The organism is Streptomyces sp. NPDC107498, assembly GCF_055582805.1.
On the sequence record NZ_JBVJPE010000016.1, the window covers coordinates 164,754 to 187,445 of the forward strand.

The window sequence follows — 22,692 nt, forward strand, 5'->3', positions numbered from 1 at the left end:
TCTGGGGGGGGGTGGGAGGAAGGGGGGGGGGGGGGGAGTTTTTCTCTGGCGGCGGGGGTCGCCCTTCTTTCTCCCAACACCCCCCACCGCGGGCCTACCGGCGGGCGAGGACCTCCGCCGCCACCCGGCGGCCGGAACGGATCGCCCCCTCCATCAGTCCGAAGAACTCCGTGCTGGTCTCCGTCCCGGCCCAGTGCACCCGCAGGTGGGGTGCCGTCAGCCCCGGGCCGTGCCGCACCCAGTCACCGGGTCCGAAGAGGGCGGCGTAACAGCCCTTGCTGTACGTCTCGTTGACCCAGTCGGTCACGTGGAAGCCCACGGGCTCGGGAAGCATCGGGAACAGTCGGGCCGCCTGCTCGGACGCCGTCGAGCGCTGCTCCCGCGGATCGAGCGCCGCGAAGCGATGGGCCTCGGCGCCCGTGACGAAGCCGGTGAGGACCCCGACCCCGGCTCCCGCCGGGGAGTCGTCCACGGTGGACAACAGCGGTCCCTCGGCGTTCACCGACCACCCCGACAGACCGTGGTCGCGCCAGACCGGTGCCGGGTACACCAGGTGCACCTTGACCGCGCAGCCCCGCGCGGTGCGGTCGCCCGACCGGCGTGCCGGCGGCTCGGGCCGGTGGTCGACGGCGTCGGCCGGCAGGGGCGGCAGGGCCATGACCGCGACGTCGGCCCGGTACTCCCCCTTCGCGCTGCGGACGGTGACCCCGTCGTCGTCCTGGTGCACGGCGTGGACCGGCTCCCCGAGCCGCACCCCGGACCCCAGCCGGGCGGCGAGCCGCTCGCACACCTGGTGGGCTCCCCCGTCGATCCGGTCCTGCTGGGCGCCGCCCTCGAAGGCGTTCAGGTAGCGCAGTCCACCGCCCGACCGCAGGTAGAAGGCCACGTGTAGGATGGACACCCGGGCCGGGTCGGCCGCCATCATCTCGCCCAGGAAGAGCGGGAAGAAGAGCCGGGCGTCCGGGTGCGCGAGGTGCCGTTCGGCCCACGCCTCGGCGGTCAGGGCGTCCAGTTCCTCGGCGCCCGGCGTGAGCCACGGGGCATCGGGGCGGACGGTCGCGGTGAGTTCGTCGAGCCGCTCGAAGAGGTCGCCGAGGGCCACGGCGTTGAGCGGCGGAAACCGGCCGTCCCGGGTGGTCTCCTCGGCCCCGAGGGCGAAGCGACTGGCTCCCCGCATGACGGTGGGCGTCGCCTTGAGGTCGAGCTCGGCCATCAGGGAGCGGAGCTCCGTGTGCCGGTCCCCCAGGTAGGCGGCGCCCGCGTCCACCCAGCCCCCGTCGGCGACCCGGAGCCCGCGGGCCCGGCCGCCCACCCGGTCGCGTGCCTCCAGCACGGTCACGTCGACCCCGGCGGCGGCGAGTCCGGTCGCGGCCGTCAGTCCGGCGAACCCGGCTCCGACCACCACGGCGCTGGTGACGCCTCCGGAACGTCCGGGAGCACCGTCGGCCGGGGCCCCGTCGCGCGCGGTCACCGGGCGTCCGCGATCTTCTTGGCGAGCTGCTCGGGGGTCGGAGCGCCGAGGAAGTCCTCGAAGGTCAGCTCCACCCCGGAGGAGCGGGCGAGGGCGCTGAGCACCCGGGTCGCGACCAGCGAGTCCCCGCCGAGGAGGAAGAAGTCGGAGTCCGCCGAGACGTCCTCGGTCTCCAGAACGCGCCGGAACACCGCCACCACGCCCTCGGTGTCCGCACCGGCACGGGAGCCGGCGGGGGCGCCCGGGCCGGCGGACGGGTCCCCGGCGGCCGAGGCGGTGGTGTCAACGCTCATCGACGGTCTCCTTTGACCTGTTCACGGTTGCGTAACGCTGGTGCGAGGCTCTTCTGTCGACCTTGCCGCTCGTGGTCAGCACGAGGTGCGGGACGACGGTGATCCGGCTCGGTACGAGATGGGCGGGCACCCGCTCGCGCAGGTAGGCCCGCAGGTCGCCGTCGAGGCACCGCGTCCCGGTGTCCGGCCTGGGCACCACATAGGCGACGAGTGCGGTGCGGCCGACGCTGACGGTCCCGGTGACGGCCGCCGCGTTCACCGCGGGGTGGCCGGCGAGGTGTGCCTCCACCTCGGCCGGATCGACGCGGATGCCCCGGATCTTGATCTCGTCGTTCAGCCTGCCCTCGTGGACGAGGAGGCCGTCCGGCGTCCTGCTGACCCGGTCCCCGGTGCGGAACCGGCGTGCGCCGTCCACGACCGCGTACCCCTCCTCGGTGGCCCGGGGCATGCCCAGGTAGCCGAGGGCCACCGCCGGGCCGCCGATCAACAGTTCGCCCTGGTCGCCGATGTCCTCCACGACGTGGGCGAGGGGTCGGCCGATCGGCGCCCTGGCACCGCTCGCCCAGTCCCAGCCCGCCGCCGGGGCGCCGGGGCCGTGCAGGTCGACGGCGTGGGTGATCAGGGTGGTCTCGGTGCATCCGTAGGTGTTGAGCAGGCGGACGCGGCCCGTGTCGAGGCGGCTCCAGTCGGCCAGGCGGGCGGGGCTGACGGCCTCCCCGCCGATCACCACCAGCCGGACGCGGTCGGGAAGCGCGGTCCCCTCCTCGGCGAGGTGGAGCACGAGCTCGTGCCAGAAGGCCGTGGGCAGGTCGAGGACGCTGACGCGTTCGCGCTCGATCATCCGCAGGAAGCGCGGGAAGGATCCCGAGTGCGCCTCGCGGTCGAACACCAGGGCGGCTCCGGCGGTCAGCGTCGGGAGGATCTCCTCCAGTGAGGTGTCCCAGTTGAGCGAGGCGAACTGGAGCACCCGGTCCTCCTCCGTGAGGGAGAAGAGGTCACGGAGCGAGCGCACGGAGGCCGAGATGGCCCGGCGCGGTGTCACCACCGGCTTGGGCCGGCCGGTGGAGCCCGAGGTGAAGAGGATGTACGCCGGTGCTTCGGGGCCCGCGTCCCGCCCGGGGCCGCCGGTGGGCGCCGCCGTGTCCCGCCCCGTCCCCTCCTGGCCTAATCGGATGACCGGCAGGCCGAGTCGGGAATCGAGAGCCGCGTCGGTGTCGACGGCCGCGCGGCAGTCGGCCGCGGAGACCATGTCCTGTTGGCGCGCCGGCGGAAAGGCCGGGTCGACGGGGCAGTAGACGCCTCCGGCCGCCAGCACGGCGAGCAGCGCGACGACGGTGTCCGGGGTGTGCGTCGCCGGTACGGCGACGGCTCCGTGCCGTGGCCCGAGCCGCTCCGCGAGGTCGTTCACGAGCTCTTGCAGCCGACGGTACGTCACGACCCGTCCCTCGTGGACGAGTGCCGCGCGCTCCGGGTTTCGAAGAGCGGCTTCCGTGAAGGCCTCGATGAGGTCCGGGGTGGTTCCAAGGGTCTCGCACTGCATCGACTTGATCGCCCCAAATAAGCTTGAAAGCGCCTGTCCGTGCCCGACGAACGGGGACTCTACAGGCGAACAGGTGTCGCCACAATGGGAGTTGTGGAGAATCGGATGATCTCCGCGAACGCGGCGTGACGACGTGCGCTCCAGCAGGTCAGAGCCCCTGCGAAGGTTCCGCTTCCGCTTCGGGGCGGGGGGCGTTACCGGAGGCCTTCCCACCGCGGGGGCGGCACCACCGGAGGCGCCCCCGCCCCGGGAGCCGGCGCCGGGCGCTTCCCCCGAGGGGCCGAAACTGAGGGGTGGGCGCCCGCGGGGTTCCGGGCGCCCACCGCGGCAGGACTTCTCGATGCCCGGGCGGGGGCGGGCGACGGGGCGGCGCCGGCGTCAGCGCTCCTCGCGGAAGGCGACGTGGCGGCCGGCCACGGGGTCGTACTTGCGCAGCACCAGGCGGTCGGGGTCGTTGCGACGGTTCTTGCGGGTGACGTAGGTGAAGCCGGTATCGGCCGTGGAGCGGAGCTTGACGATGGGGCGGATCTCGTTGTGTGCCATGGAGCCATGATACAGAAACGGTTTTCATTTTCAATAGGATGATCGCAAGAGGGGCGCCGCGCCGGCCGGCGCGCTCCCCCGGGGCGCCCGTGCGCCGATTCCGCTGAATTCGTACAACCATCCGCGCACTCGAGAGTCATGTAGGGCGAACGCGCCGTAAGCGTGTTCGTTTCGTTTCCAAGGGGGACCCACCATGACTCACCGCATATCCCTGCGCGCCCGCGTGCTTCCGGCCGTGGCCGCCGCCGGGATGCTCGTGCCCGTCGTCGCGGGCGCGGCGCCGGCTTCCGCCGCCACCGCGCCGCAGGTCAGCTGTACGTCCGGCAAGGCCGGGCTCGCCGCCAAGCTCCAGAGGGACATCACCGCCGCCCTCGCCACGCGCACCGGTACCGTCGCCGTCGGCCTGCGCGACCGCACCACGAACACCACCTGCACCCTGCGCGCCACGGTCTCGTACGACTCGGCCAGCGTCGTGAAGGTGACCGTCCTCGCCGCGCTCCTCTGGGACGCCAAGAAGACCGATCGGTACCTGACCTCGCGCGAGACCGGCCTCGCCACCGCCATGATCACCAAGTCCGACAACGCGGCCACCACCTCCCTGTGGAACCAGCTCGGCGTCACCAAGGTGAAGGGCTTCCTGGCGGCTGCCGGCATGACCCGGACGGTGCCGGGATCCGGCGGCTACTGGGGGCTCACCCGGATCAACGCCACCGACGAGCAGCGGCTGCTCTCGCTGATCACCGCCAGGAACAGCGTCCTGAGCGACAACGCCCGCGCCTACGTCCTCAAGCTCATGGGGAACGTCGTCACCTCGCAGAGGTGGGGAACCCCCGCCGGCGCGCCCTCCTCCGTGTCCAAGCACGTCAAGAACGGCTGGCTGCAGCGCGCCACGCGCGGCTGGCGCGTGCACAGCGTCGGCACGTTCCAGGGCGGCGGCCACGACTACACGATCACCGTGCTCACCGACGGCAACAGCACGATGAACTACGGCGTGAACACGATCCAGGCCGTGGCCAAGGTGATCCATCGGGATCTGATCCCGACCGCGCCCACCGCGTCCCGTTACGCGCCGACCACCACGCCCAAGGAGGCGTACGTCGCGGTGCCCCGGGGCTGACGCACCGACCGGAAGGCCGGCGCCCCACCGGAACGAAGGACGCCGCACGGGCGCCGGCGCTCCGGCACGCCCCGATCGCGGCTCAGGACCGTCGTCCCTCCGGCCGGCCCGGCCGTTCCGCACGCCGCCGGGGCCGGGCGCGGGTGGGCGCCCGGCCCCGGCGGCGGTGCGTGGGCGGAGGTCAGGCGACCGTCAGGACGATCTTGCCCGTCGTACGGCCCCGCTCACCGATCGCGTGGGCCTCCGCGGCCTCGGCGAGCGGCAGCACGGTGTCGACCACCGGCCTCAGCGCGCCGCGCTCCACCAGGGCCGCGATCTCGCGCAGGCCGAGGTGGTCGGGTTCGACCAGGACCCACGCGGCCCGCACGCCGTCCTGGGCGGCGGGCACGTCGTCCGGGCCCGGCAGCGTGATGAGCCTGCCGCCGTCCCGGAGCACCTTCAGGGAGCGCTCGGCCGTCTCTCCCCCGAGGCCGTCCAGCACGACGTCGATGTCGGAGACGACGTCCTCGAAGCGGTCCGCGCGGTAGTCGACCACCTCGTCGGCGCCCAGCTCCCGCACCAGGTCGTGCTTGGCCGCGCTCGCGGTGCCGACGACGTACGCGCCCCGGGCCTTGGCGATCTGCACGGCGAGGTGTCCGACCCCTCCGGCCGCGGCGTGCACCAGTACGCGCTCGCCGGGGCGGACGTCCGCCGCGTCGACGAGGGCCTGCCAGGCGGTCAGGGCGGCGAGCGGCAGCGCGGCCGCCTCCACGTGCGTCAGGGACGACGGCTTGGGCGCGAGGTGGCGCGCCGGTGCCACCACGTACTCGGCGTAGCCGCCCGCCTGGCGCGGGAACAGCGGCATCCCGAAGACCTCGTCGCCCGGGCGGAAGATCCCCACGCCGGGGCCGACGGCCTCGACCGTGCCGGACACGTCCCAGCCGAGGACGGGCACGTCGCCCCATCCGATGAGGGCGCCGCTCGCGCGGGTCTTCCAGTCCACCGGGTTCACCCCGGCCGCGTGCACCCGCACCAGGACCTCGTTCAGGCCCGGCTCGGGGCGGTCCACCTCTCGCTCGACCAGGTTCTCGGGTCCGCCCCACTGCTCCACGACCACCGCGCGCATGTCCGTCTCGCTTCCGTCTCTCATCGGGATGCCGCCGGATCCCTTCCGGCGGCGACCACTCCACGATCGGACATTCCGCTCCGGCGATGTGTTGGCCTCCTAGCCACTATGTGACAGGATCTGGCCATGAACGAGATCCCCGGAACGGCCGTGGTGGAGGAGCGGGTGGAAGGGCGGCCGGAGCCGCACCGCATCGCCGTGCTCGCCCTCCCCGGCGTGCCGCCCTTCGAGCTGGGCATCCCCTCGCGGGTCTTCGGGAGCGTGGAGGACCCCGAGGGCAGGCCCCTCTACGAGGTCACCGTCTGCACGGCCGACGGCGCCCCCGTCCGCAGCGACGCCGGGTTCACCGTGCAGCCCGCGGCCGGCCCGGAGGCGCTCGCCGAAGCCGACACCGTGATCGTCCCGCCCACGCACGCCATGCCCGAGCTGAGCCGCGGAGGGCCGCTGCCGCCCGAGGTCGGCGCCGCCATAGCCGGGATCAGGCCGGGCACCCGGCTGGTGTCGATCTGCTCCGGGTCGTACGTGCTCGCCGCCGCCGGTCTCCTCGACGGCCGGCCGGCCACCACCCACTGGAACCTGGCCCTGGAGTTCCGCCGGGCCTTCCCCGAGGTCAAGCTCGACGAGGAGGTGCTGTTCGTCGACGACGGAGACGTGCTCACCTCCGCGGGCGTGGCCGCCGGTGTCGACCTGTGCCTGCACATGATCCGCCGCGACCACGGCGCCGCGGCCGCCAACCGCGCCGCCCGCATGTGCGTCGTACCGCCCTGGCGGGACGGCGGCCAGGCCCAGTTCATCGACCGCCCGGTCCCCGAGCCCACCCTGGCCAGCACCACCGCCACCCGCGCCTGGGCCCTCGAACACCTCGCGGAACCGCTCACACTGGCCCGGCTCGCCGAACACGCCCGGATGAGCCTGCGCTCCTTCACCCGCCGGTTCCGCGACGAGGTCGGCATGACGCCCGGGCAATGGCTCACGGCGCAGCGGCTCGAACTCGCCAAGCAGCTCCTGGAAACGACCGATCTTCCGATCGACCTGGTGGCGCACCGTGCGGGGCTCGGCTCCGGGAACTCCCTGCGCGTCCACATGAGGACCGCGTTCGGCATCTCCCCCACCGCCTACCGCCGCACCTTCGGCGGTGAGGGCGACGACGTCGGTGCCGTCGGGACAGGGGCCTCCCGCCCGTGACGTCGACGGCCCCTCCGGTGACGACCGCTCCGGTGACGGCCTCCCCGATGGGGCGGCCGGCGCGGTCCGCGACCGGTCGTCCCGCGCATCGAGGCGGGCGTAGCACGGGCCGACGCGGGTACTCGCCCGTGCATGGCCGATCGGAGAACCCCTCACGGAGACCGCACGGCGGCCGTCGCGGCCGCCCGCCCGCCCCGGACGGCCCCGGGGCCGGAGGACGTCGACCCCGGGGCCGGGTCGAGGCACACGGGAAAGGCCGGGAACGATGACCGGTGACGGCGCCTACGAGCGCGACCGCACGTACCTCACGACCCGGATCACGGCCGACGGGCGCGACGGCTATCCGGTGGAGCCCGGGCGCTACCGGCTGGTCATCGCCCGGGCCTGCCCCTGGGCGAACCGCAGCGCGATCGTCCGGCGGCTGATGGGCCTGGAGGGCGTGCTCTCGATGGGCATCGCCGGGCCGCTGCACGACGAGCGCAGTTGGTCCTTCCACCTGGACCCCGGCGGCCGGGATCCCGTCCTCGGCATCGAGAGGCTGCAGGAGGCGTTCCTCCGGCGCGAACCGGGCTATGCGAACGGCATCACCGTGCCCGCGATCGTCGACGTCCCCACCGGCGAAGTGGTGACCAACGACTTCGAGCGGATCACGCTCGACCTGGGCAGCCAGTGGACGGCCCACCAGCGGGACGGCGCTCCGGACCTCTATCCGGAGAAGTGGCGCGACGAGATCGACGACGTGGCCGACAAGGTGTACCGGGACGTCAACAACGGCGTCTACCAGTGCGGTTTCGCCGACAGCCAGGAGGCGTACGACAAGGCGTACCGACGCCTGTGGGAGCGGCTGGACTGGCTGGAGCAGCGGCTCGGCAACCGGCGCTACCTGGTCGGCGACACCGTGACCGAGGCCGACGTGCGCCTCTTCCCGACCCTCGCGCGCTTCGACGCCGTCTACCACGGCCACTTCAAGTGCAACCGGCAGAAACTGACCGAACTCCCGGCCCTGTGGGCCTACGCACGGGACCTGTTCCAGACGCCCGGCTTCGGCGACACGATCGACTTCGCGCAGATCAAGGCGCACTACTACGTCGTCCATCACGACATCAATCCGACCGGGATCGTCCCCCGGGGTCCGGACACGCGCGGCTGGCTCTCCCCGCACGGACGGGAGGAACTCGGCGGCCGGCCGTTCGGCGACGGCACCCCGCCCGCGCCGCCGCCCCCGTCCGAGCGCGTGCCGCCGCTCTCCGGGCCGCCGCCCGCCGGCGCCTGACCCGCCGCCCGTCCCGGTCGGCGTCCGCCCGGGTCAGGCGGCGGGGACCGCGCGTTGGAGGGCGGCGATGACGCGGTCGAGGGCGTCGGGGCTGTACGGGTCCGTGAGGTTGGCCCAGAGCTTGAACATGAAGCGCTGCGTGACGGGCCGCCTCAGGCTGTGGGTGGCGACGAGCCGCATGACCCGGGGGTGGTTCAGGGCGCGCACGACGAGCCGTCCCACCGTGAAGTAGCGTCCGTAGGCCTCGCGGACGGCTTCGGGGTAGCGCAGCAGGGCTTCCTCGCGGGCGCGGGCGGTGGGGCGGGTGAGGGCGCGGTCCACGGTTTCCGCGGCCAGACGGCCGGATTCCATCGCGTAGTCGATTCCCTCGCCGCTGAGCGGATTGATCATTCCGCCGGCGTCGCCGGTCAGGAGCAGACCGCGGGTGTACTGCGGATGCCGGTTGAGCCCGGCGGGAAGCGGTGCGCCGCGCAGCGGTCCGGTGGCGTGCTCCTCGTCGAAGTGCCAGGCGGCGGGGAGGCGGGCGGTCCACTCCCGGAAGAGCCGCCGGTGGTCGACGTCGGGCCGGCGTCCGACGTGGAAGGTGCCGAGACCGATGTTGAAGGCGCCGTCGCCGACGGGAAAGACCCATCCGTAGCCGAACGGCATGGAGGCCCGCCCGCGATCGTCCCGGGTCTCCAGGTCGATCCAGGCCTCCAGGTGGTCCCGGTCGCGGTGCGGCGAGTTGTAGTAGCGGCGCACGGCCACGCCCATGGGCCGGTCGGTGCGCTGGTGGAGACCGAGGGCGACGGCGAGGCGGCTCGACGCGCCGTCGGCGGCGACCAGCACCGGCGCGCGGAAGGTGCGGCGGACGCCGTCCCGGTCCGCGACGACGCCGTCGACCCGGCCGGTGGCCGGGTCGAAGACCGGCGCGGTGACCTTGGTCCCCTCCAGGAGGCGCGCCCCGGCGGCCACGGCCTGCCGGGCGAGCAGCTGGTCGAGGTCCTGCCGGGTCCGTACGAGACCGTAGTCGGGGCAGGACGCGACGGCGGGCCACGGCATCTCCACCGTCGTGCCGGAGCCGTGGACCCGCAGACCGCGCGTCCTCACCCAGCCGTCCCCCTCCACGTCGACGCCCATGCCGAGGAGCTCCCTGACGGCGCGCGGGGTGAGGCCGTCCCCGCAGACCTTGTCGCGGGGAAAGGTGGCCTTCTCCAGGAGCAGAACGTCGTGCCCCGCCCGTGCCAGGTGGTAGGCGACGCTGCAGCCGGCGGGGCCTGCGCCGATGACGATGGCGTCCGCCGGTTCGTCGCGGTGGGGGGACGGGTCCATGGGTTCTTCCTCTGCTCGGCTCGTCGGAAGCGGAACGACTCCCCATCCGTACCCACGCGCCGGGTGTTTCCCTCGCCCCTCTTCGGGACGACGCCGGGCCGGGGGTGCGCAGCCGGGCCGGAGCATCGCCACCGACCCGCCCGCCTCCCGCGCCGCCCGTGGAGCGATCGGCCCGCCCGTCGTCCCGGCGACTCGATCCACGACGGCGTGGGCGGGGCACCGCTTCCCCCGCGCGGGCCACGGACCATACTGGTCGAGCCCTGATCGCCCACCGAACGGTTCCATGGCCAAGAACAGCACTCCATCGACCACCGTCCCCGACACCGCCTGGCTCGGTCGTGGGCGTCACCTCGGGCCCGAGCCCGAGCGGGACGTCCGGCGCAACCTGCTCGCCCTCAAGGCGGCCCGGGTGATCGACGACTTCCTGGACCTCGACCCCGTCGAGGCGGCGCGTTCCACCGACCTGTACCCCCGGGACGAGTCCGCCGACCCCGGCCCGTCCGCCCGCCGCCTCTTCGAGGCCCGCTGGCGCGTGGCCGACGACGTCACGGTGCGCGCACAACTGACCACGTACGAGCCCGAGTCCCGCCGCGCGAAGGGCGGGGGCGTCGCCTGGGTCCTCGCCGCCGAGGCCGAGCGGGCCTGGGAGGCGGGCTGGCCCTCGCCGGCCACCGTGTTCTGGCCCGACAGCGACCAGGTCGCGTGGGACCACGAGACGGTGCCGGACGTGCGCCTGCGGACCCCGAACCACCTGCCGAAGGACGACGACGACCTGCGCCGCCTGCTGCGGGCCTGCGCCCGGCAGAGCTGGGCCCTCCACGTCGTGGTGCACGAGGCGATGACGCCGGACGCCCTGGGACGCCGGCCGATCACGGCGTTCCTGCCGCCGAGCCTGCGGCACCGGGTGGTCGAACACCGGGCCACCCCGGAGCAGGCGCTGATCGCCGACTTCGTGATGAAGCGCGAGCTGGGCGTGGGGATGCCGCGCGGCGGCGCCGTCATCCTGCCCCCGACACCGCAGGTCCCCGGTTACGACGCGGAGCGCTTCACGGTGCGCAACGTCTTCCTGGACGGCACGGAACCCACCGAACTCCTCGACAGGATCAGGGAGTTCGCCGCACTGCCCCAGCCGCTGCCGGCCGACGCCGAACGGGCCCTGACGCGGCTGCGCCAAGGCTGGCACCTGCTCACCCCCGACGAGGAACTGGCCCACGCACGGGCCATGGTCACCAGGTACGCCCAGGCGCTCGAAGCCATGACGGCATCCTGCGACCTGTACCGGGAGGCCGCCGAGTCGGCGCTCGACGCCCTCGCCGAGGCGACCGGCGGCGACGGCACCCCCCGGACGGCACCGCCGGCGACGGCCGAGGAGGCCTCCTCGCCGTGGAAGGCCCTCACGAAGTCACTCGCCCGTTTCCGGGGACCGGACCCCCGGGCGCCGGATGCGGAGGCCCCGTAGCGTCCGCGCGGCCGGCGGCCGGCGTCCCGGCGCCGGGACGCGGCCCCGGGACTTCCCCGTGGTCACGCCGGCAGGACGGCCCGGAGGCGGTTCCGCAGTTCCGTCCCGTGGAGATCGGCTATCGGTGCCAGGACGTCGGGATGGCGGAGGAGGGCCGCCGACCGGTGGTCCTCCTCCGTCGGGTCGGTCAGGCGGCGGAAGGCCACGGGTGCGGCGTCGTCGCGCGCCGCGGCGACCGCCTCGGCCGCGCGTGAGGCCAGGTCCGGGGAGGCCAGCAGGCAGGCGGCCCAGCTGGTCACGACCTCGTCGACCCAGGAGCGCCACGCTTCGGCGCGCTCCGGCGCGGTGGCGTCCGCGCCGGTGATCCAGTCGAGACGGGACGCGCCTCCCGGTCCCGAGAGCGCCACGAGCTCGGCGTCCAGCTCCGTGGGGTAGCGCAGCAGGGCCGCCACCGTCACGGCCTGCCGGGCCTGGGCCTCCGCGAGACCGCGCTGCAACGCGCCCCGGGCCGGCGGGTAGGCCTGGAGGAGCCACCGCGTCGTCGCCGCCACGACGGGAGAGAGGAATGCGTCTGCGGGCACGGCTGACCGTCCGTACGGAGAAGGGGCGGGAGAAAACCCCAGCACGGTAACCGGCACCCCGCGCATCCGAAATGACGCAGGTCACGCCGTGCGGAACGACGACACGCTGACAGCTCCGGAATTACGGCCTTTCTCCCTCCTTTCACGCTTCATTGGGATCCCACACCGGAGAACGGAAACAGAAGAGGAGAGGGACATGGGACACGGTGGCGATGTCATCGCCGAGCTCACCACCGACCACCAGGAAGTGGAGCAGCTGTTCGCCAAGATCCAGGGGCTTCCTTCCGGAGATCCGCGGAAGAAGAACTACGCGGACCAGGTCACCATGGAGTTGGTGCGGCATTCGGTCGCGGAGGAGTCCTACCTCTACCCGGCGGTCCGGGAGTACGTTCCCCAGGGCGACGCCCTGGCCGACAGCGAACTCCGGGAGCACGCCGCGGCCGAGCGCACGATGAAGGATCTGGAGGGGTGCGCCGCCGATGATCCGCAGTTCGACGAGCTGATGACGCGGCTCATGAACGAAATCCGTTCCCATGTCGCCGACGAGGAGAACAACCTCTTCCCGCGGCTGCGCGAGGCGTGCTCCGCCGACGTGCTGAACGAACTGGGCGACAAGGTGCGACAGGCCAAGAAGACGGCGCCGACCCGTCCCCACCCCTCCGCTCCCGACACGCCCCCGGCCAACAAGCTCCTCGCCCCCGGCATGGGCCTGGTCGACCGGCTGCGGGACGCCATGACCGGGCGCGGCAAGGACTGAGGCGGCCGCGCCCGCACCGTGCCGACGGGCTGTCGTCGCCTTGACGGCGGCGACGGCCTGCGCGCGTCGGCCGGTCGTGGAAGCGCGTGGTCCACACGGTCGGCGACGGGCCGGTGTCCGCCCGGGTGCGCGGGACGCGTCCGGGCACGGGTCGAGCCCTCCCGCCCGGACGCCGTGGGGGGATGCGCGAACACCGCTTGGCCGGATGATCGCGGGGTAGACGCGTGCCGCCGAGAGGCGGCGAGGGAAAGGCGGAGGTGCCGAATGGATTCTCCGATCGACCGGATCGCACAGCCCTGGGGCGGACGGACCGGTTACGGGGCCGGTGGGACGTGGCCGACCCGGGTGGACACGCATCTCGCCGACGGCGTCACGGCGGCCGACGTCGAGAAGTGGGTGCAGTCCGCGTCGCTGCTGCATTCGGACGGGGACGCCATGGACATCGCGGTGCGGGCAGGCCGCATCGTCGGCGTCCGGGGTCGTGCGGCGGACCGGGTGAACCGCGGCCGACTGGGGCCGAAGGACCTCTTCGGCTGGCAGGCCAACCACGCCGCCGACCGGCTGCGCAGCCCACTGGTCCGGGAGGGCGGCCGCCTGGTCGAGTGCGACTGGGACACGGCCATGGGCCGCGTGGTGGACCGCTCCCGCGAGCTCCTCTCCGCCCACGGGCCGGGATCGATCGGGTTCTACACCACCGGGCAGCTGTTCCTGGAGGAGTACTACACCCTGGCCGTTCTGGCCCGGGCCGGGATCGGCACCAACCACCTCGACGGCAACACCCGCCTGTGCACCTCCACCGCGGCCGAGGCGCTGAAGGAGTCGTTCGGCTGCGACGGCCAGCCCGGCTCGTACGCGGACGTCGACCACGCGGACACCCTCGCGCTGTTCGGCCACAACATGGCGGAGACGCAACCGGTGCTGTGGATGCGGGTGCTGGACCGGCTGGAGGGCGCGGCCCCGCCGCGGCTGCTGTGCGTGGACCCCCGCCCCACCGTGGTGGCCCGGCGCGCCGACGTCCACCTGGCGCCCCGCATCGGCACCAACGTCGCCCTGCTCAACGCGCTCCTGCACGAGATCGTCCGGAGCGACCGGATCGACCACGCCTTCCTGGAGTCGCACACGGTGGGCTTCGAGGAACTCCGCAAGCAGGTCGCGGAGTGCACTCCCGCCTGGGCCGCGCGCATCTGCGACGTGCCCGCCGCGGACATCGAACGGGCCGCGGAGCTGCTGGGCGGCGCCGAGCGGCTCCTGTCCACGGTGCTGCAGGGCGTCTACCAGTCGCACCAGGCCACGGCGGCCGCCGTCCAGGTGAACAACCTGCACCTGCTCCGCGGGATGCTGGGACGGCCGGGCTGCGGCGTCCTGCAGATGAACGGCCAGCCGACCGCCCAGAACACCCGCGAGACCGGCGCCAACGGCGACCTCCCGGGCTTCCGGAACTGGCAGAACGACCAGCACGTCGCCGATCTGGCCCGCGTCTGGAACGTCGAGCCGTCGGACATCCCCCACTACGGACCGCCGACCCCGGCGATGCAGATCTTCCGCTACGCCGAACAAGGGTCGGTGCGCATGCTGTGGATCAGCGGCACCAATCCGGCCGTGTCCCTGCCGGAGCTCGGCCGCATCCGCGGCATCCTCGGGCAGGAGCGCCTCTTCACCGTCGTCCAGGACCTCTTCCTCACCGAGACCGCGCAGCTGGCCGACGTGGTCCTGCCGGCCGCGACGTGGGGCGAGAAGACCGGCACGTTCACCAACGCCGACCGCACCGTCCACCTCTCGGAGAAGGCGGTGGAGCCGCCCGGGGCGAGCCGCCCCGACCTGGACATCTTCCTGGACTACGCACGGCGCATGGACTTCCGCGACCGCGACGGCGGCCCGTTGGTCAAGTGGACCGGGCCCGAGGAGGCGTTCGAGGCGTGGAAGCGCTGCAGCGCCGGTCGGCCCTGCGACTACACGGGCCTGACGTACGAGAGGCTGCGGGGCGGCAGCGGCGTCCAGTGGCCCTGCAACGAGGACGCTCCCGACGGCACCGAGCGCCTCTACACCGAGGGCATCAGCTGGGCGCATCCCGACGTCTGCGAGAGCTACGGCAAGGACCTGGTCACCGGCGCGTCCGTCGAGGTGGTCGAGTACCGCTCCCTCAATCCCGACGGCAAGGCGGTCGTCAAGGCCGCCGAGTACCTGCCGCCGCACGAGGACACCAGCGAGGAGTACCCCCTCCAGCTGACCACCGGCCGCACCCTCTACCACTTCCACACCCGCACCAAGACGGGGAGGGTGCCGCAGCTCGACGCCGCGGCCCCGGAGGTGTGGGCGGAGCTGAGCCCCGCCGAGGCCGCCGCGCAGGACCTCCGCGAGGGGGACCTCGCCCGGGTCACCACGGCGCGGGGGTCGCTGCGGGCCCGCGTCCGGATCACCGACATCCGCGACGGGCTCGTCTTCGTGCCCTTCCACTACGGCTACTGGGACACCCCCGGAGGCCACGGCCCCGCCTCGCCGGAGGACGGCCGGGCCGCCAACGAGACGACGGTCACGGACTGGGACCCCGTCTCCAAACAGCCCCTGTTCAAGACGGCCGCGGCCCGCGTCGAACGCGTCGCGCGCGGTGACGGCACACCGGCTCCCGCCCCGACCACCACCGCCTCCGCGCCGTCCGCGCTGTCCCCGCCGGGCACCGTCCCGGCCACCTACGGAGGACCACGGGCCCACGCGACGGAGGAACGGCCGTGAGCGGCATCGACCTCGTCCTGCGGGCCCTCCACCACGGCGAGCGCCACCTGGAGAAGGAGCTCGTCGCCGTCGCGGACCGCCACCGCACGGAACACGAGGTCCACCACGTCGCCACCGACCTCGCCCGCTGGTCCGACGAGCACGCCGACCGCATCGCGGACGCGGCCCGGGCCCACGGGCTCGACCTGGAGGGCGGCGCGGAGGAGAGGCCGGGCGAAGGCCTGCTCGCCGCCGTGCGGGAGAAGACCGCCGAATGGACGGGGCGTCGACCGGAGCCCGGTCTCCTCCTCCTGCGCGACCTGCGCTCCCTCCACCTGGCGGCGGCCGAGAACTCCCTGTACTGGGAAATGCTCGCCCAGTACGCCCAGGCGGCGAAGCAGGACCGGCTCCTGGCCCTCTCCTCCGCGTGCCATCCGCAGACGCTGCGGCAGATGCGCTGGACCAACACCATGATCAAGGTGCTCTCGCCGCAGATCCTCACCAGCCTCTGAAGCTCGCGGGAAGCCGGCCGTCCGTGCCGACCGCGCGCCGGCCGGCCGCGTCCACCCCGTGCGCCGGCCGGCCGCGTCCACCCCGTGCGCCGGCCGGCGCCGGTCACGGCCAGGCCTGGCCGGCTGGCGGCGCGCTTCCGGCCAGCACCAGGAGTACGGCGTCGAGGCCGGCCACCGCCAGGACGGCGACGAAGGGCACGCGCCCGCGCATCAGGGCGGGCGGTCCGGCCACCGCCACGACGCAGAGCGCGAGGGCCACGCCGATCAGGCCCACCCCGGTCGGGGACACCCGTCCCGTCGGGCCGGCCGTCAGCAGCACGCAGGAAGCCAGCGCCAGGAGCGCGGCGGACGCCGCGGAGCCGCGCCGGCCCACTCTCTGCGGGAGCCCGCGCACCCCGCCCGCGAGGTCGTCCTCGAGGTCCGGCAGGACGTTGGCGAAGTGGGCGCCGGTCCCCAGGAGCGCCGCCGCGGCGGTCAACCACAGGGGCGGCCACGGGCGGCCCGGAAGGGCCAGCGTCAGGAACGCGGGCAGCAGTCCGAAGGCCACGGCGTACGTCAGCCAGGAGAGGACCGTCCGCTTGAGCCACAGGTTGTACGCCCATCCGGAGGCGACGCAGCCGAGGTGCACCGCGCCGGCCAGGAGCCCGCAGCCGAGCGACAGCGGGACGCAGACCAGCAGGGCCGCGCAGGCCGCCGCCCCCACCGTGCCCGGCCGTGCGGCCCCCATGGCCAGGGGCTTGTCCCGACGTCCGGCAGCCCGGTCGCGGCGCAGGTCCAGCCGGTCGTTGCACCAGCCGATCGACAACTGGCCGGCGGCGACCGCGGCCACCGCCCCGGCGGCGGAGGCGGGGTCCAGCCCGAACGCGACGGCCAGCAGCGCCGCGAGGACCGTCACCGCCGCCGCCGGCAACGGGTGACTCGCCTTCAGCAGGCCGACGACCGCCGGGCGTTCCGTCGGGCCGGGAGCGGCCGGGGCGGCGGGGCGGTGGATTCCTTCGTCCGTGGTGGGGCGCACCGGACCACGTTAGGCGACGGCGCGCCCACGACCGCCGGGTTGAGGGCGTCGACGTCCCGCGGTCCCTATGTTGGAGCAATGACCCGCGTCCTCGCGGTGGGCACGGCGTTTCCGCCGCACCGCTACATGCAACACGAGATCACCGAAGACCTCGTCTCCCGCCTGCCGCTCGGATCCGTCAGGGATCTCGTGCGCCGGCTGCACGCGGCGGCCGGCGTGGAGAGCCGTCACCTCGCCCTCCCCCTCGACCGCTACCGCGATCTCGGTACGTTCGGCGAGACCAACCGCCTCTTCGTGGAGCTGGCCACCGCGCTGGGCGCCGAGGCCGTCGAGCGGGCCCTCCAGGACGCCGGCGTACGTCCGGAAGACGTCGACCTGGTCGTCTCGACGACCGTGACCGGCATCGCGACCCCCTCCCTGGAGGCCCGCCTCGCCGCACGGATCGGTCTGCGGCCCGACGTCAGGCGCACTCCCCTGTTCGGGCTCGGGTGCTCCGCGGGCGCCGCCGGTCTGGCCCGCGTCCACGACTTCCTCGACGGACGGCCGGACGGTACCGCTCTGCTCCTCTCCACCGAACTGTGCTCGCTCACCTTGCAGCGCGCCGACACGTCGATGGCGAACCTGGTGGCGGGCGGTCTGTTCGGGGACGGGGCCGCCGCGCTCGTGGCCGTCGGCGGCGACCGTTCCCCCGCGTCCCCCCGTACGGCATCGTGCCCGTCCGGGTCCTCCGTGCCGAGGGTCGTGGCGGCACGCAGCCGTCTGTACCCCGGAACCGGGAACCTGCTGGGCTGGGACGTCGGCGACTGGGGCTTCCGCATGGTCCTCGGGCCGGAGCTCCCCGAACTCGTCAGGCTGCATGTGACCGAGGAGGTCGAGTCCTTCCTCGCCGCGCACGACCTCAAGCCCGGGGACGTGGGGGCGTGGATCTGCCATCCCGGCGGCCCGAGGATCCTGGACGCGCTCGCCGACGAGCTCGGCCTGCCGGACGCGGCTCTCGCGGCGAGCCGCCGCTCCCTGGCCGCCCACGGCAACCTGTCCTCCGCGTCGGTGCTGCAGATCCTGAAGGACGCCCAGGCCGACGGGCCGCCGCCCGGAACGATCGGCCTGGTGCTCGCCTTCGGGCCCGGCTTCTCGTCCGAACTCGTCCTCCTGACCTGGTGAGGCCGTCGTGACCGTGCCGCCGTACACCGTGTTGGTCCTGCTGGTCGTCGCCGAACGCTTCGCCGAACTCGTCGTGGCGCGCCGCAACGGCGCCCGGAGCCGGGCCCTGGGCGCCCGCGAGCACGGTGCCGGGCACTATCCGGTCATGGTCGTCCTGCACGCCGCCCTCCTCCTCGGCTGCCTCGTCGAGCCCTGGGCGGCCGACCGGCCCTTCCTGCCGTGGCTCGGCCTGCCCGCCCTCGCCCTCGCGCTGGCCTCCCAAGTCCTGCGGTGGTGGTGCATCGGCACGCTCGGGCCCCGCTGGCACACCCGGGTGCTGATCGTCCCCGGCCTCCCGCTCGTCGCCTCCGGCCCCTACCGCCGCCTCCGGCACCCCAACTACGTCGCGGTCGTGGTCGAGGGCGCGGCCCTGCCCCTGGTGCACACCGCCTGGCTGACCGCCCTGGGCTTCTCGCTCCTGAACGCGGCCCTGCTCGCCGTCCGCATCCGCTGCGAGAACACCGCGTTGGCGCCTTCCCGCGCCTTCTCCCCCACCGGAGCCGCGTCGTGATCGACCTCCTCGTCGTGGGGGGCGGTCCGGCGGGCCTGGCCACCGCGATCCACGGAGCACGCCGGGGCTTCGACGTCATGGTCGCCGAGCCGCGGCCCGCGCCGATCGACAAGGCCTGCGGAGAGGGGCTGATGCCCTCGGCGGTGCGCGCCCTGGACGCCCTCGGCCTGCGGGTGCCGGGCCGAAGCCTTCGGGGCATCCGCTACGTCGACGCCGTCGGCGGCCCGAGCGCCGAAGCCCGGTTCCGCACCGGGTCCGGTCTCGGCGTCCGCCGGACCGTGCTGCACGAGGCCCTCGCCGCCCGGGCCGCCCGGCTCGGCGTCCCGGTCGTCCCGCACCGCGTCCGCCAGGTGACCCAGTCCGACGCGCACGTGACCGCCGACGGGATCACCGCCCGCTATCTGGTGGCGGCCGACGGACTGCACTCGCCCGTCCGCCGCGCGCTCGGCCTGGCCGTGCGGCCGGCCGTCGTCCGGCGGCACGCGCCCCGGTACGGGCTGCGGCGCCACTACGCCGTCGAGCCGTGGACCGACCTGGTCGAGGTGCACTGGTCCGCCGACTGCGAGGCCTACGTCACTCCGCTGGGGCCGCGGCAGGTCGGCGTCGCCATCCTCACCTCGCGCCACCTGCCCTTCGACGACCAGTTGACCCGTTTCCCCGCACTGGCCGCCCGTCTGCGCGCGGCCGACGGGACACCGGTCAGGGGCGCCGGGCCACTCCGTCAGCAGGCCCGTTCCCGGACGGCCGGACGGGTGCTGTTCGTGGGCGACGCCGCCGGGTACGTCGACGCGCTGACCGGCGAGGGCCTCACGCTCGCCCTGACGGGGGCCGACGCGCTCGTGCGCTGCCTCCGCGAGGGCCGCCCGCAGGCGTACGAGCACGCCTGGTGCCGTTTGTCCCGCAGCTACCGCCTCCTGACGAGGTCCCTGCTCTGGGTCCGGAACCAGCCCTCGCTGGCCCCCCTGATCATGCCGACGGCCGCCCGGTTCCCCGGTCTGTTCCAGAGCGCCGTGAACCTGCTCGGCTGAGCGGCGCGGCCGGAACGCCGGGCGGGGGGGGCCGGGGCCAGGGTGCGCCTTGCCGGTCGGGCCGGGGACCGGGCTCGCCGCGTGCCGTGGCGGTCCGGGGCGTGGCCTAGAGTGCGACGGTGCCGTCATACAGCATCGGGCGGGCAGCGCAGCTGCTCGGAGTGAGTTCGGAGACCGTTCGCCGGTGGGCGGACGGCGGCAAGCTGGCCGTGGAGCGGGACGGCTCCGGCAAGCGGGTGATCGAGGGGACGGCCCTGGCCCGCTTCGCGCGGGAGCGGGGCGCCGGGCTGCACGCCGTTCCGGAGGACGACGTGCCCACCTCCGTCCGGAATTCCTTCGTGGGGATCGTCACCGGGGTACGGGTGGACGACGTGGCCGCGCAGGTGGAGGTGCAGTCGGGCCCGCACCGGCTGGTCTCGCTGGTGACGCGGGAGGCCGTGGAGGAACTGGGGCTCGGCGTCGGGGTCACGGTGACCGCCCGGGTGAAGTCGACGAGCGTGCACGTCGACCTGCCCTGACCTCGTCCGGTGCGCGGACCGTCAGTGGCAGAGCAGCGCCGCGCGCAGGTCCGCCTTGTGGTCGAGCCGGGACAGGTCCCGGCCGGTGAGGTGCTCGACGCGTTCGATGCGGTAGTGGACCGTGTTGACGTGGACGTGGAGGGCTTCGGCGGTCCTCGCCCACGAGCAGTCGTGCGCGAGGAAGACCTCCAGGGTCTCCAGGAGCATGGCGCCCGACCCCCGGCCGACGCCGAGGAGCGGTCCCAGGACGGTCCGGCGGTACACGTCCCGCACGTCGGCGGGGACGCCGGCCATCAGCTTGCCCAGCCCGTCGAGGTCGCCGAGTCCGGCGACGCGGGACGACGACGGCGTCCCGGTGCGGGCCGCCGCCAGGGCGTAACGGGCCTGGGTCAGCGCGGCGTTCAGCCCCTCGGGGCCGGTGGCGGGCGCGCTCGCACCGGCGTGCAGGGTGACGCCGGGGCCGCAGGCGTGGATCAACGGCCATGCGTCGCCCAGCCGTTCCCGTACGCCCGGCGCCGCTTCCCTCCCGTGCGCGACGACCGCGACGGCCTCGCCGCCGGGGCCGTCGGCGACCGCGAAGGCGACGGACGGCACGTGGCACAGCGCCTCCGTGAGCGCGGCGGCGCCGACGGCGCCGCCCTCCCCGTGCGGCTCCACCGCCGCGACGACCACGGTGTACGCCTCCCTGTCGGCGAGGCCGCACGAGGCCAACGCGTCCCGCACGCGGTGGGCGTCGAAGCGGAGGGCGCCCACGGCCTCCACGAGCTCCGCGGACGCCGCGGCGCCCGCCGCCCGGTTCCGGTCCCGGCGGCGCCGGTGACGGCCGAGGAGTTCGGCGATCTCCTGGAGGACGCGCGGGGGCACCTGGCCCGCCTCGGGCAGGTGCAGGTGCCAGGTGTCGTAGACCGTGCCGTCGGCCTCGACGCGTACCGTCGTACCGTGCCCGCCGCGCACGACTTCCGCGGCCCGCGGCGCGGGGAGCTCCGCCCGGGCGGCGCTGGTCCGGGCGACCGTGCGCCCGCTGCCGGTCAGCAGGTGGCAGGCCGGCGTGCCGAGGTGGGCGAACGCCCGGGCGAGCAGCTCACCCGCCGTCGCGCCGTTCTCCAGCGCGCGGTCGAGGTCCAGGCGGACGTTCTCGGGCAACGCGAAGTGGTCCGTGGGCCGTCGGCTGAGCTCGCTCCACTGCCGGAGGTAGACCGCTTCGGTGATCGTCCGGAAGGTCGTGTGCGCCGGCACGGCGATCAGGGCGACGCGGTGCGCGCGGCACGCCTCGGCCAGCTCCCGCGGCACCTCGCCGTGGGTCTCCTCCCCCGCGAGCAGCGCCACCGCGCCCGCCTCGCGCAGGGCGGAGACGAAGCGCTCGGTCTTGCCGGGACCGCCGTCCCGACTCCACCACACGAGCCCGCTGAGGACGATCTCGCCCGGCTGGAGGAACCGTGCCGGATCCTCCAGGTCGGTCGCCGTCACGCCGCCGATCTCCTGGCCGAGCAACGCCTCGTCACCCCAGACAAGGGAGAGGTCCAGACGATCGAGTCGGAGGAGGTGGTCGACGTGCATCAGGGGCTCCTAGCGCAGTCGCGGGACGGACCCGCACCCACATTCACGAGGCGAATGCGAGACCAGACATCGTAGATGCCATAGCAGAAGCGCAAAACAGCTCTTGGTTGATTCTCCAGGACGCGGTCCTGCGGGGTGGACGATTTCCGGCTTCCCGTCCAGTCGTTCCACCGGTCTCCCCCGGCTTCACTGGCCTGAAGACATCGGTCGGAAGGCATGGGCGGGGATGGATCTGAACACGATCGCGGACGTGAGGGACGCGCGTCGGCGCGAACCCTGGCGTCCGGGCGACGCATGGCTCGGCGGCGGGACGTACCTCTTCTCGGAGCCGCAGCCGCACCTGCGCCGGCTGGTCGATCTGAGCCGGATGGGCTGGGAACCGCTCACCCGCCACGCGGACGGTTCGCTGGAGATCGCGGCGACGTGCACCGTCGCCCGGCTGTCCCGCTTCGGGCGGCGGTCCCTGGACGCGCCCGCGGCGCCGCTGTTCGAGCAGTGCTGCCGGGCCTTCCTCGCCTCGTTCAAGATCTGGAACATGGCGACCGTCGGCGGGAACCTGTGCAACGGCCTGCCCGCCGGTCCGATGATCTCGCTGACCGCGGCCCTCGACGGCACCTGCCTGCTCCTGGCGCAGGACGGCTCGACGCGCGAGGCGAAGGTCGTCGACTTCGTCCGGGGCGCGGGCGTCAAGGATCTGGGACCGGGCGAGCTGCTGCGCTCGGTGACCCTGCCCGCCCGGGCGCTGGAGTGCCGTACGGCGTTCCGGCAGGCCTCGCTGTACGGGCTCGGCCGCTCCGGCGCGCTGGTGATCGGGGCGCTCGACCCGGTGGACGGTTCGCTGGCGGTGACGATCAGCGCCGCCACTACCCGCCCGTTCCGGTTCTGGTTCCCGCTGCCGCCGGACGCGGAACGCCTCCGCACGGCCATCGACTCCGCCGTATCCGACGCCGAGTGGTTCGACGACATCCACGGACTGCCCGCGTGGCGACGGCACATGGCGCTGCGCC

The 22,692-nt window shown here is 74.0% G+C and carries 21 protein-coding genes; 12 read left to right on the forward strand and 9 right to left on the reverse strand.

Annotated elements, in window-relative coordinates; all coding sequences use genetic code 11:
* Window positions 1-94: 94 nt before the first annotated feature.
* The 4 genes from ACZ66Z_RS26235 to rpmG all read right to left on the reverse strand — a co-directional run bounded on the left by ACZ66Z_RS26235 (window position 95) and on the right by rpmG (window position 3,847).
* Entirely contained in the window at window positions 95-1,471 is a 1,377-nt protein-coding gene (locus ACZ66Z_RS26235; RefSeq protein WP_469937823.1) for a flavin monoamine oxidase family protein, read from the reverse strand.
* On the reverse strand, window positions 1,468-1,764 hold the full coding sequence (locus ACZ66Z_RS26240; protein WP_469937824.1) for an acyl carrier protein: 297 nt from the start codon (window positions 1,762-1,764) through the stop codon (window positions 1,468-1,470). The genes ACZ66Z_RS26235 and ACZ66Z_RS26240 overlap by 4 nt, the downstream gene beginning before the upstream one ends.
* Window positions 1,754-3,304 carry an AMP-binding protein gene (locus ACZ66Z_RS26245; RefSeq protein ID WP_469937825.1) on the reverse strand — a complete coding sequence of 517 codons (1,551 nt, stop codon included), beginning with the start codon at window positions 3,302-3,304 and terminating at the stop codon, window positions 1,754-1,756. Before ACZ66Z_RS26245 ends, ACZ66Z_RS26240 begins: the two co-directional genes overlap by 11 nt.
* Before the next feature lie 378 nt (window positions 3,305-3,682).
* Window positions 3,683-3,847 (reverse strand): 50S ribosomal protein L33, encoded by a 165-nt coding sequence (rpmG, locus tag ACZ66Z_RS26250; protein WP_469937826.1) that lies wholly within the window; start codon window positions 3,845-3,847, stop codon window positions 3,683-3,685.
* Between the two features lie 193 nt (window positions 3,848-4,040).
* On the opposite strand from rpmG, the gene ACZ66Z_RS26255 reads away from it, so the two are divergent.
* The gene (locus ACZ66Z_RS26255) at window positions 4,041-4,964 is read left to right on the forward strand and encodes a serine hydrolase (protein ID WP_469937827.1); all 924 of its coding nucleotides are present in this window, start codon (window positions 4,041-4,043) and stop codon (window positions 4,962-4,964) included.
* Window positions 4,965-5,145: 181 nt separating this feature from the next.
* Here ACZ66Z_RS26255 and ACZ66Z_RS26260 read toward each other — a convergent pair whose 3' ends face one another.
* Window positions 5,146-6,093, reverse strand: a complete 948-nt coding sequence (locus ACZ66Z_RS26260; RefSeq protein WP_469937828.1) for an NADP-dependent oxidoreductase — start codon at window positions 6,091-6,093, stop codon at window positions 5,146-5,148.
* Window positions 6,094-6,195: 102 nt separating this feature from the next.
* Between ACZ66Z_RS26260 and ACZ66Z_RS26265 the strand changes: the two genes are divergently transcribed.
* Together ACZ66Z_RS26265 and ACZ66Z_RS26270 are read left to right on the forward strand one after the other, a co-directional pair.
* Entirely contained in the window at window positions 6,196-7,254 is a 1,059-nt protein-coding gene (locus ACZ66Z_RS26265; protein ID WP_469937829.1) for a GlxA family transcriptional regulator, read from the forward strand.
* 265 nt (window positions 7,255-7,519) lie between these two features.
* Window positions 7,520-8,527, forward strand: a complete 1,008-nt coding sequence (locus ACZ66Z_RS26270; protein ID WP_469937830.1) for a glutathione S-transferase family protein — start codon at window positions 7,520-7,522, stop codon at window positions 8,525-8,527.
* Window positions 8,528-8,560: 33 nt separating this feature from the next.
* Here the strand turns inward: ACZ66Z_RS26270 and ACZ66Z_RS26275 are convergent, their stop codons facing one another.
* Window positions 8,561-9,838 (reverse strand): geranylgeranyl reductase family protein, encoded by a 1,278-nt coding sequence (locus tag ACZ66Z_RS26275; protein ID WP_469937831.1) that lies wholly within the window; start codon window positions 9,836-9,838, stop codon window positions 8,561-8,563.
* A gap of 283 nt (window positions 9,839-10,121) precedes the next feature.
* Here ACZ66Z_RS26275 and ACZ66Z_RS26280 point away from each other — a divergent pair, with 283 nt between their 5' ends.
* Window positions 10,122-11,297: a hypothetical protein gene (locus tag ACZ66Z_RS26280; RefSeq protein ID WP_469937832.1), complete on the forward strand. Its 1,176-nt coding sequence runs from the start codon at window positions 10,122-10,124 to the stop codon at window positions 11,295-11,297.
* 62 nt (window positions 11,298-11,359) lie between these two features.
* Here ACZ66Z_RS26280 and ACZ66Z_RS26285 read toward each other — a convergent pair whose 3' ends face one another.
* Window positions 11,360-11,878 (reverse strand): hypothetical protein, encoded by a 519-nt coding sequence (locus ACZ66Z_RS26285; RefSeq protein WP_469937833.1) that lies wholly within the window; start codon window positions 11,876-11,878, stop codon window positions 11,360-11,362.
* 196 nt (window positions 11,879-12,074) lie between these two features.
* On the opposite strand from ACZ66Z_RS26285, the gene ACZ66Z_RS26290 reads away from it, so the two are divergent.
* The 3 genes from ACZ66Z_RS26290 (at window position 12,075) to ACZ66Z_RS26300 (ending at window position 15,856) form a co-directional block, all read left to right on the forward strand.
* Window positions 12,075-12,635: a hemerythrin domain-containing protein gene (locus ACZ66Z_RS26290; protein ID WP_469937834.1), complete on the forward strand. Its 561-nt coding sequence runs from the start codon at window positions 12,075-12,077 to the stop codon at window positions 12,633-12,635.
* 264 nt (window positions 12,636-12,899) lie between these two features.
* Window positions 12,900-15,365, forward strand: coding sequence for a molybdopterin oxidoreductase family protein (locus tag ACZ66Z_RS26295; protein ID WP_469937835.1), 2,466 nt, complete (start codon window positions 12,900-12,902; stop codon window positions 15,363-15,365).
* Window positions 15,362-15,856: a hypothetical protein gene (locus ACZ66Z_RS26300; RefSeq protein WP_469937836.1), complete on the forward strand. Its 495-nt coding sequence runs from the start codon at window positions 15,362-15,364 to the stop codon at window positions 15,854-15,856. Before ACZ66Z_RS26295 ends, ACZ66Z_RS26300 begins: the two co-directional genes overlap by 4 nt.
* A gap of 103 nt (window positions 15,857-15,959) precedes the next feature.
* On the opposite strand, the gene ACZ66Z_RS26305 is transcribed toward ACZ66Z_RS26300, so the two are convergent.
* Window positions 15,960-16,871 carry a UbiA family prenyltransferase gene (locus ACZ66Z_RS26305; protein ID WP_469937837.1) on the reverse strand — a complete coding sequence of 304 codons (912 nt, stop codon included), beginning with the start codon at window positions 16,869-16,871 and terminating at the stop codon, window positions 15,960-15,962.
* Window positions 16,872-16,949: 78 nt separating this feature from the next.
* Between ACZ66Z_RS26305 and ACZ66Z_RS26310 the strand changes: the two genes are divergently transcribed.
* The 4 genes from ACZ66Z_RS26310 (at window position 16,950) to ACZ66Z_RS26325 (ending at window position 20,128) form a co-directional block, all read left to right on the forward strand.
* The gene (locus ACZ66Z_RS26310) at window positions 16,950-18,032 is read left to right on the forward strand and encodes a type III polyketide synthase (RefSeq protein ID WP_469937838.1); all 1,083 of its coding nucleotides are present in this window, start codon (window positions 16,950-16,952) and stop codon (window positions 18,030-18,032) included.
* Between the two features lie 13 nt (window positions 18,033-18,045).
* Window positions 18,046-18,582: an isoprenylcysteine carboxyl methyltransferase family protein gene (locus ACZ66Z_RS26315; RefSeq protein ID WP_469937847.1), complete on the forward strand. Its 537-nt coding sequence runs from the start codon at window positions 18,046-18,048 to the stop codon at window positions 18,580-18,582.
* Complete coding sequence (locus ACZ66Z_RS26320; RefSeq protein WP_469937839.1) at window positions 18,579-19,610, forward strand: NAD(P)/FAD-dependent oxidoreductase; 1,032 nt, start codon at window positions 18,579-18,581, stop codon at window positions 19,608-19,610. The genes ACZ66Z_RS26315 and ACZ66Z_RS26320 overlap by 4 nt, the downstream gene beginning before the upstream one ends.
* 119 nt (window positions 19,611-19,729) lie before the next feature.
* Complete coding sequence (locus ACZ66Z_RS26325) at window positions 19,730-20,128, forward strand: TOBE domain-containing protein (protein ID WP_469937840.1); 399 nt, start codon at window positions 19,730-19,732, stop codon at window positions 20,126-20,128.
* Between the two features lie 21 nt (window positions 20,129-20,149).
* Here the strand turns inward: ACZ66Z_RS26325 and ACZ66Z_RS26330 are convergent, their stop codons facing one another.
* Window positions 20,150-21,685 (reverse strand): PucR family transcriptional regulator, encoded by a 1,536-nt coding sequence (locus tag ACZ66Z_RS26330; RefSeq protein WP_469937841.1) that lies wholly within the window; start codon window positions 21,683-21,685, stop codon window positions 20,150-20,152.
* A gap of 226 nt (window positions 21,686-21,911) precedes the next feature.
* Here ACZ66Z_RS26330 and ACZ66Z_RS26335 point away from each other — a divergent pair.
* The coding region (locus ACZ66Z_RS26335) for an FAD binding domain-containing protein (RefSeq protein ID WP_469937842.1) at window positions 21,912-22,692 on the forward strand (781 nt) is incomplete at its 3' end.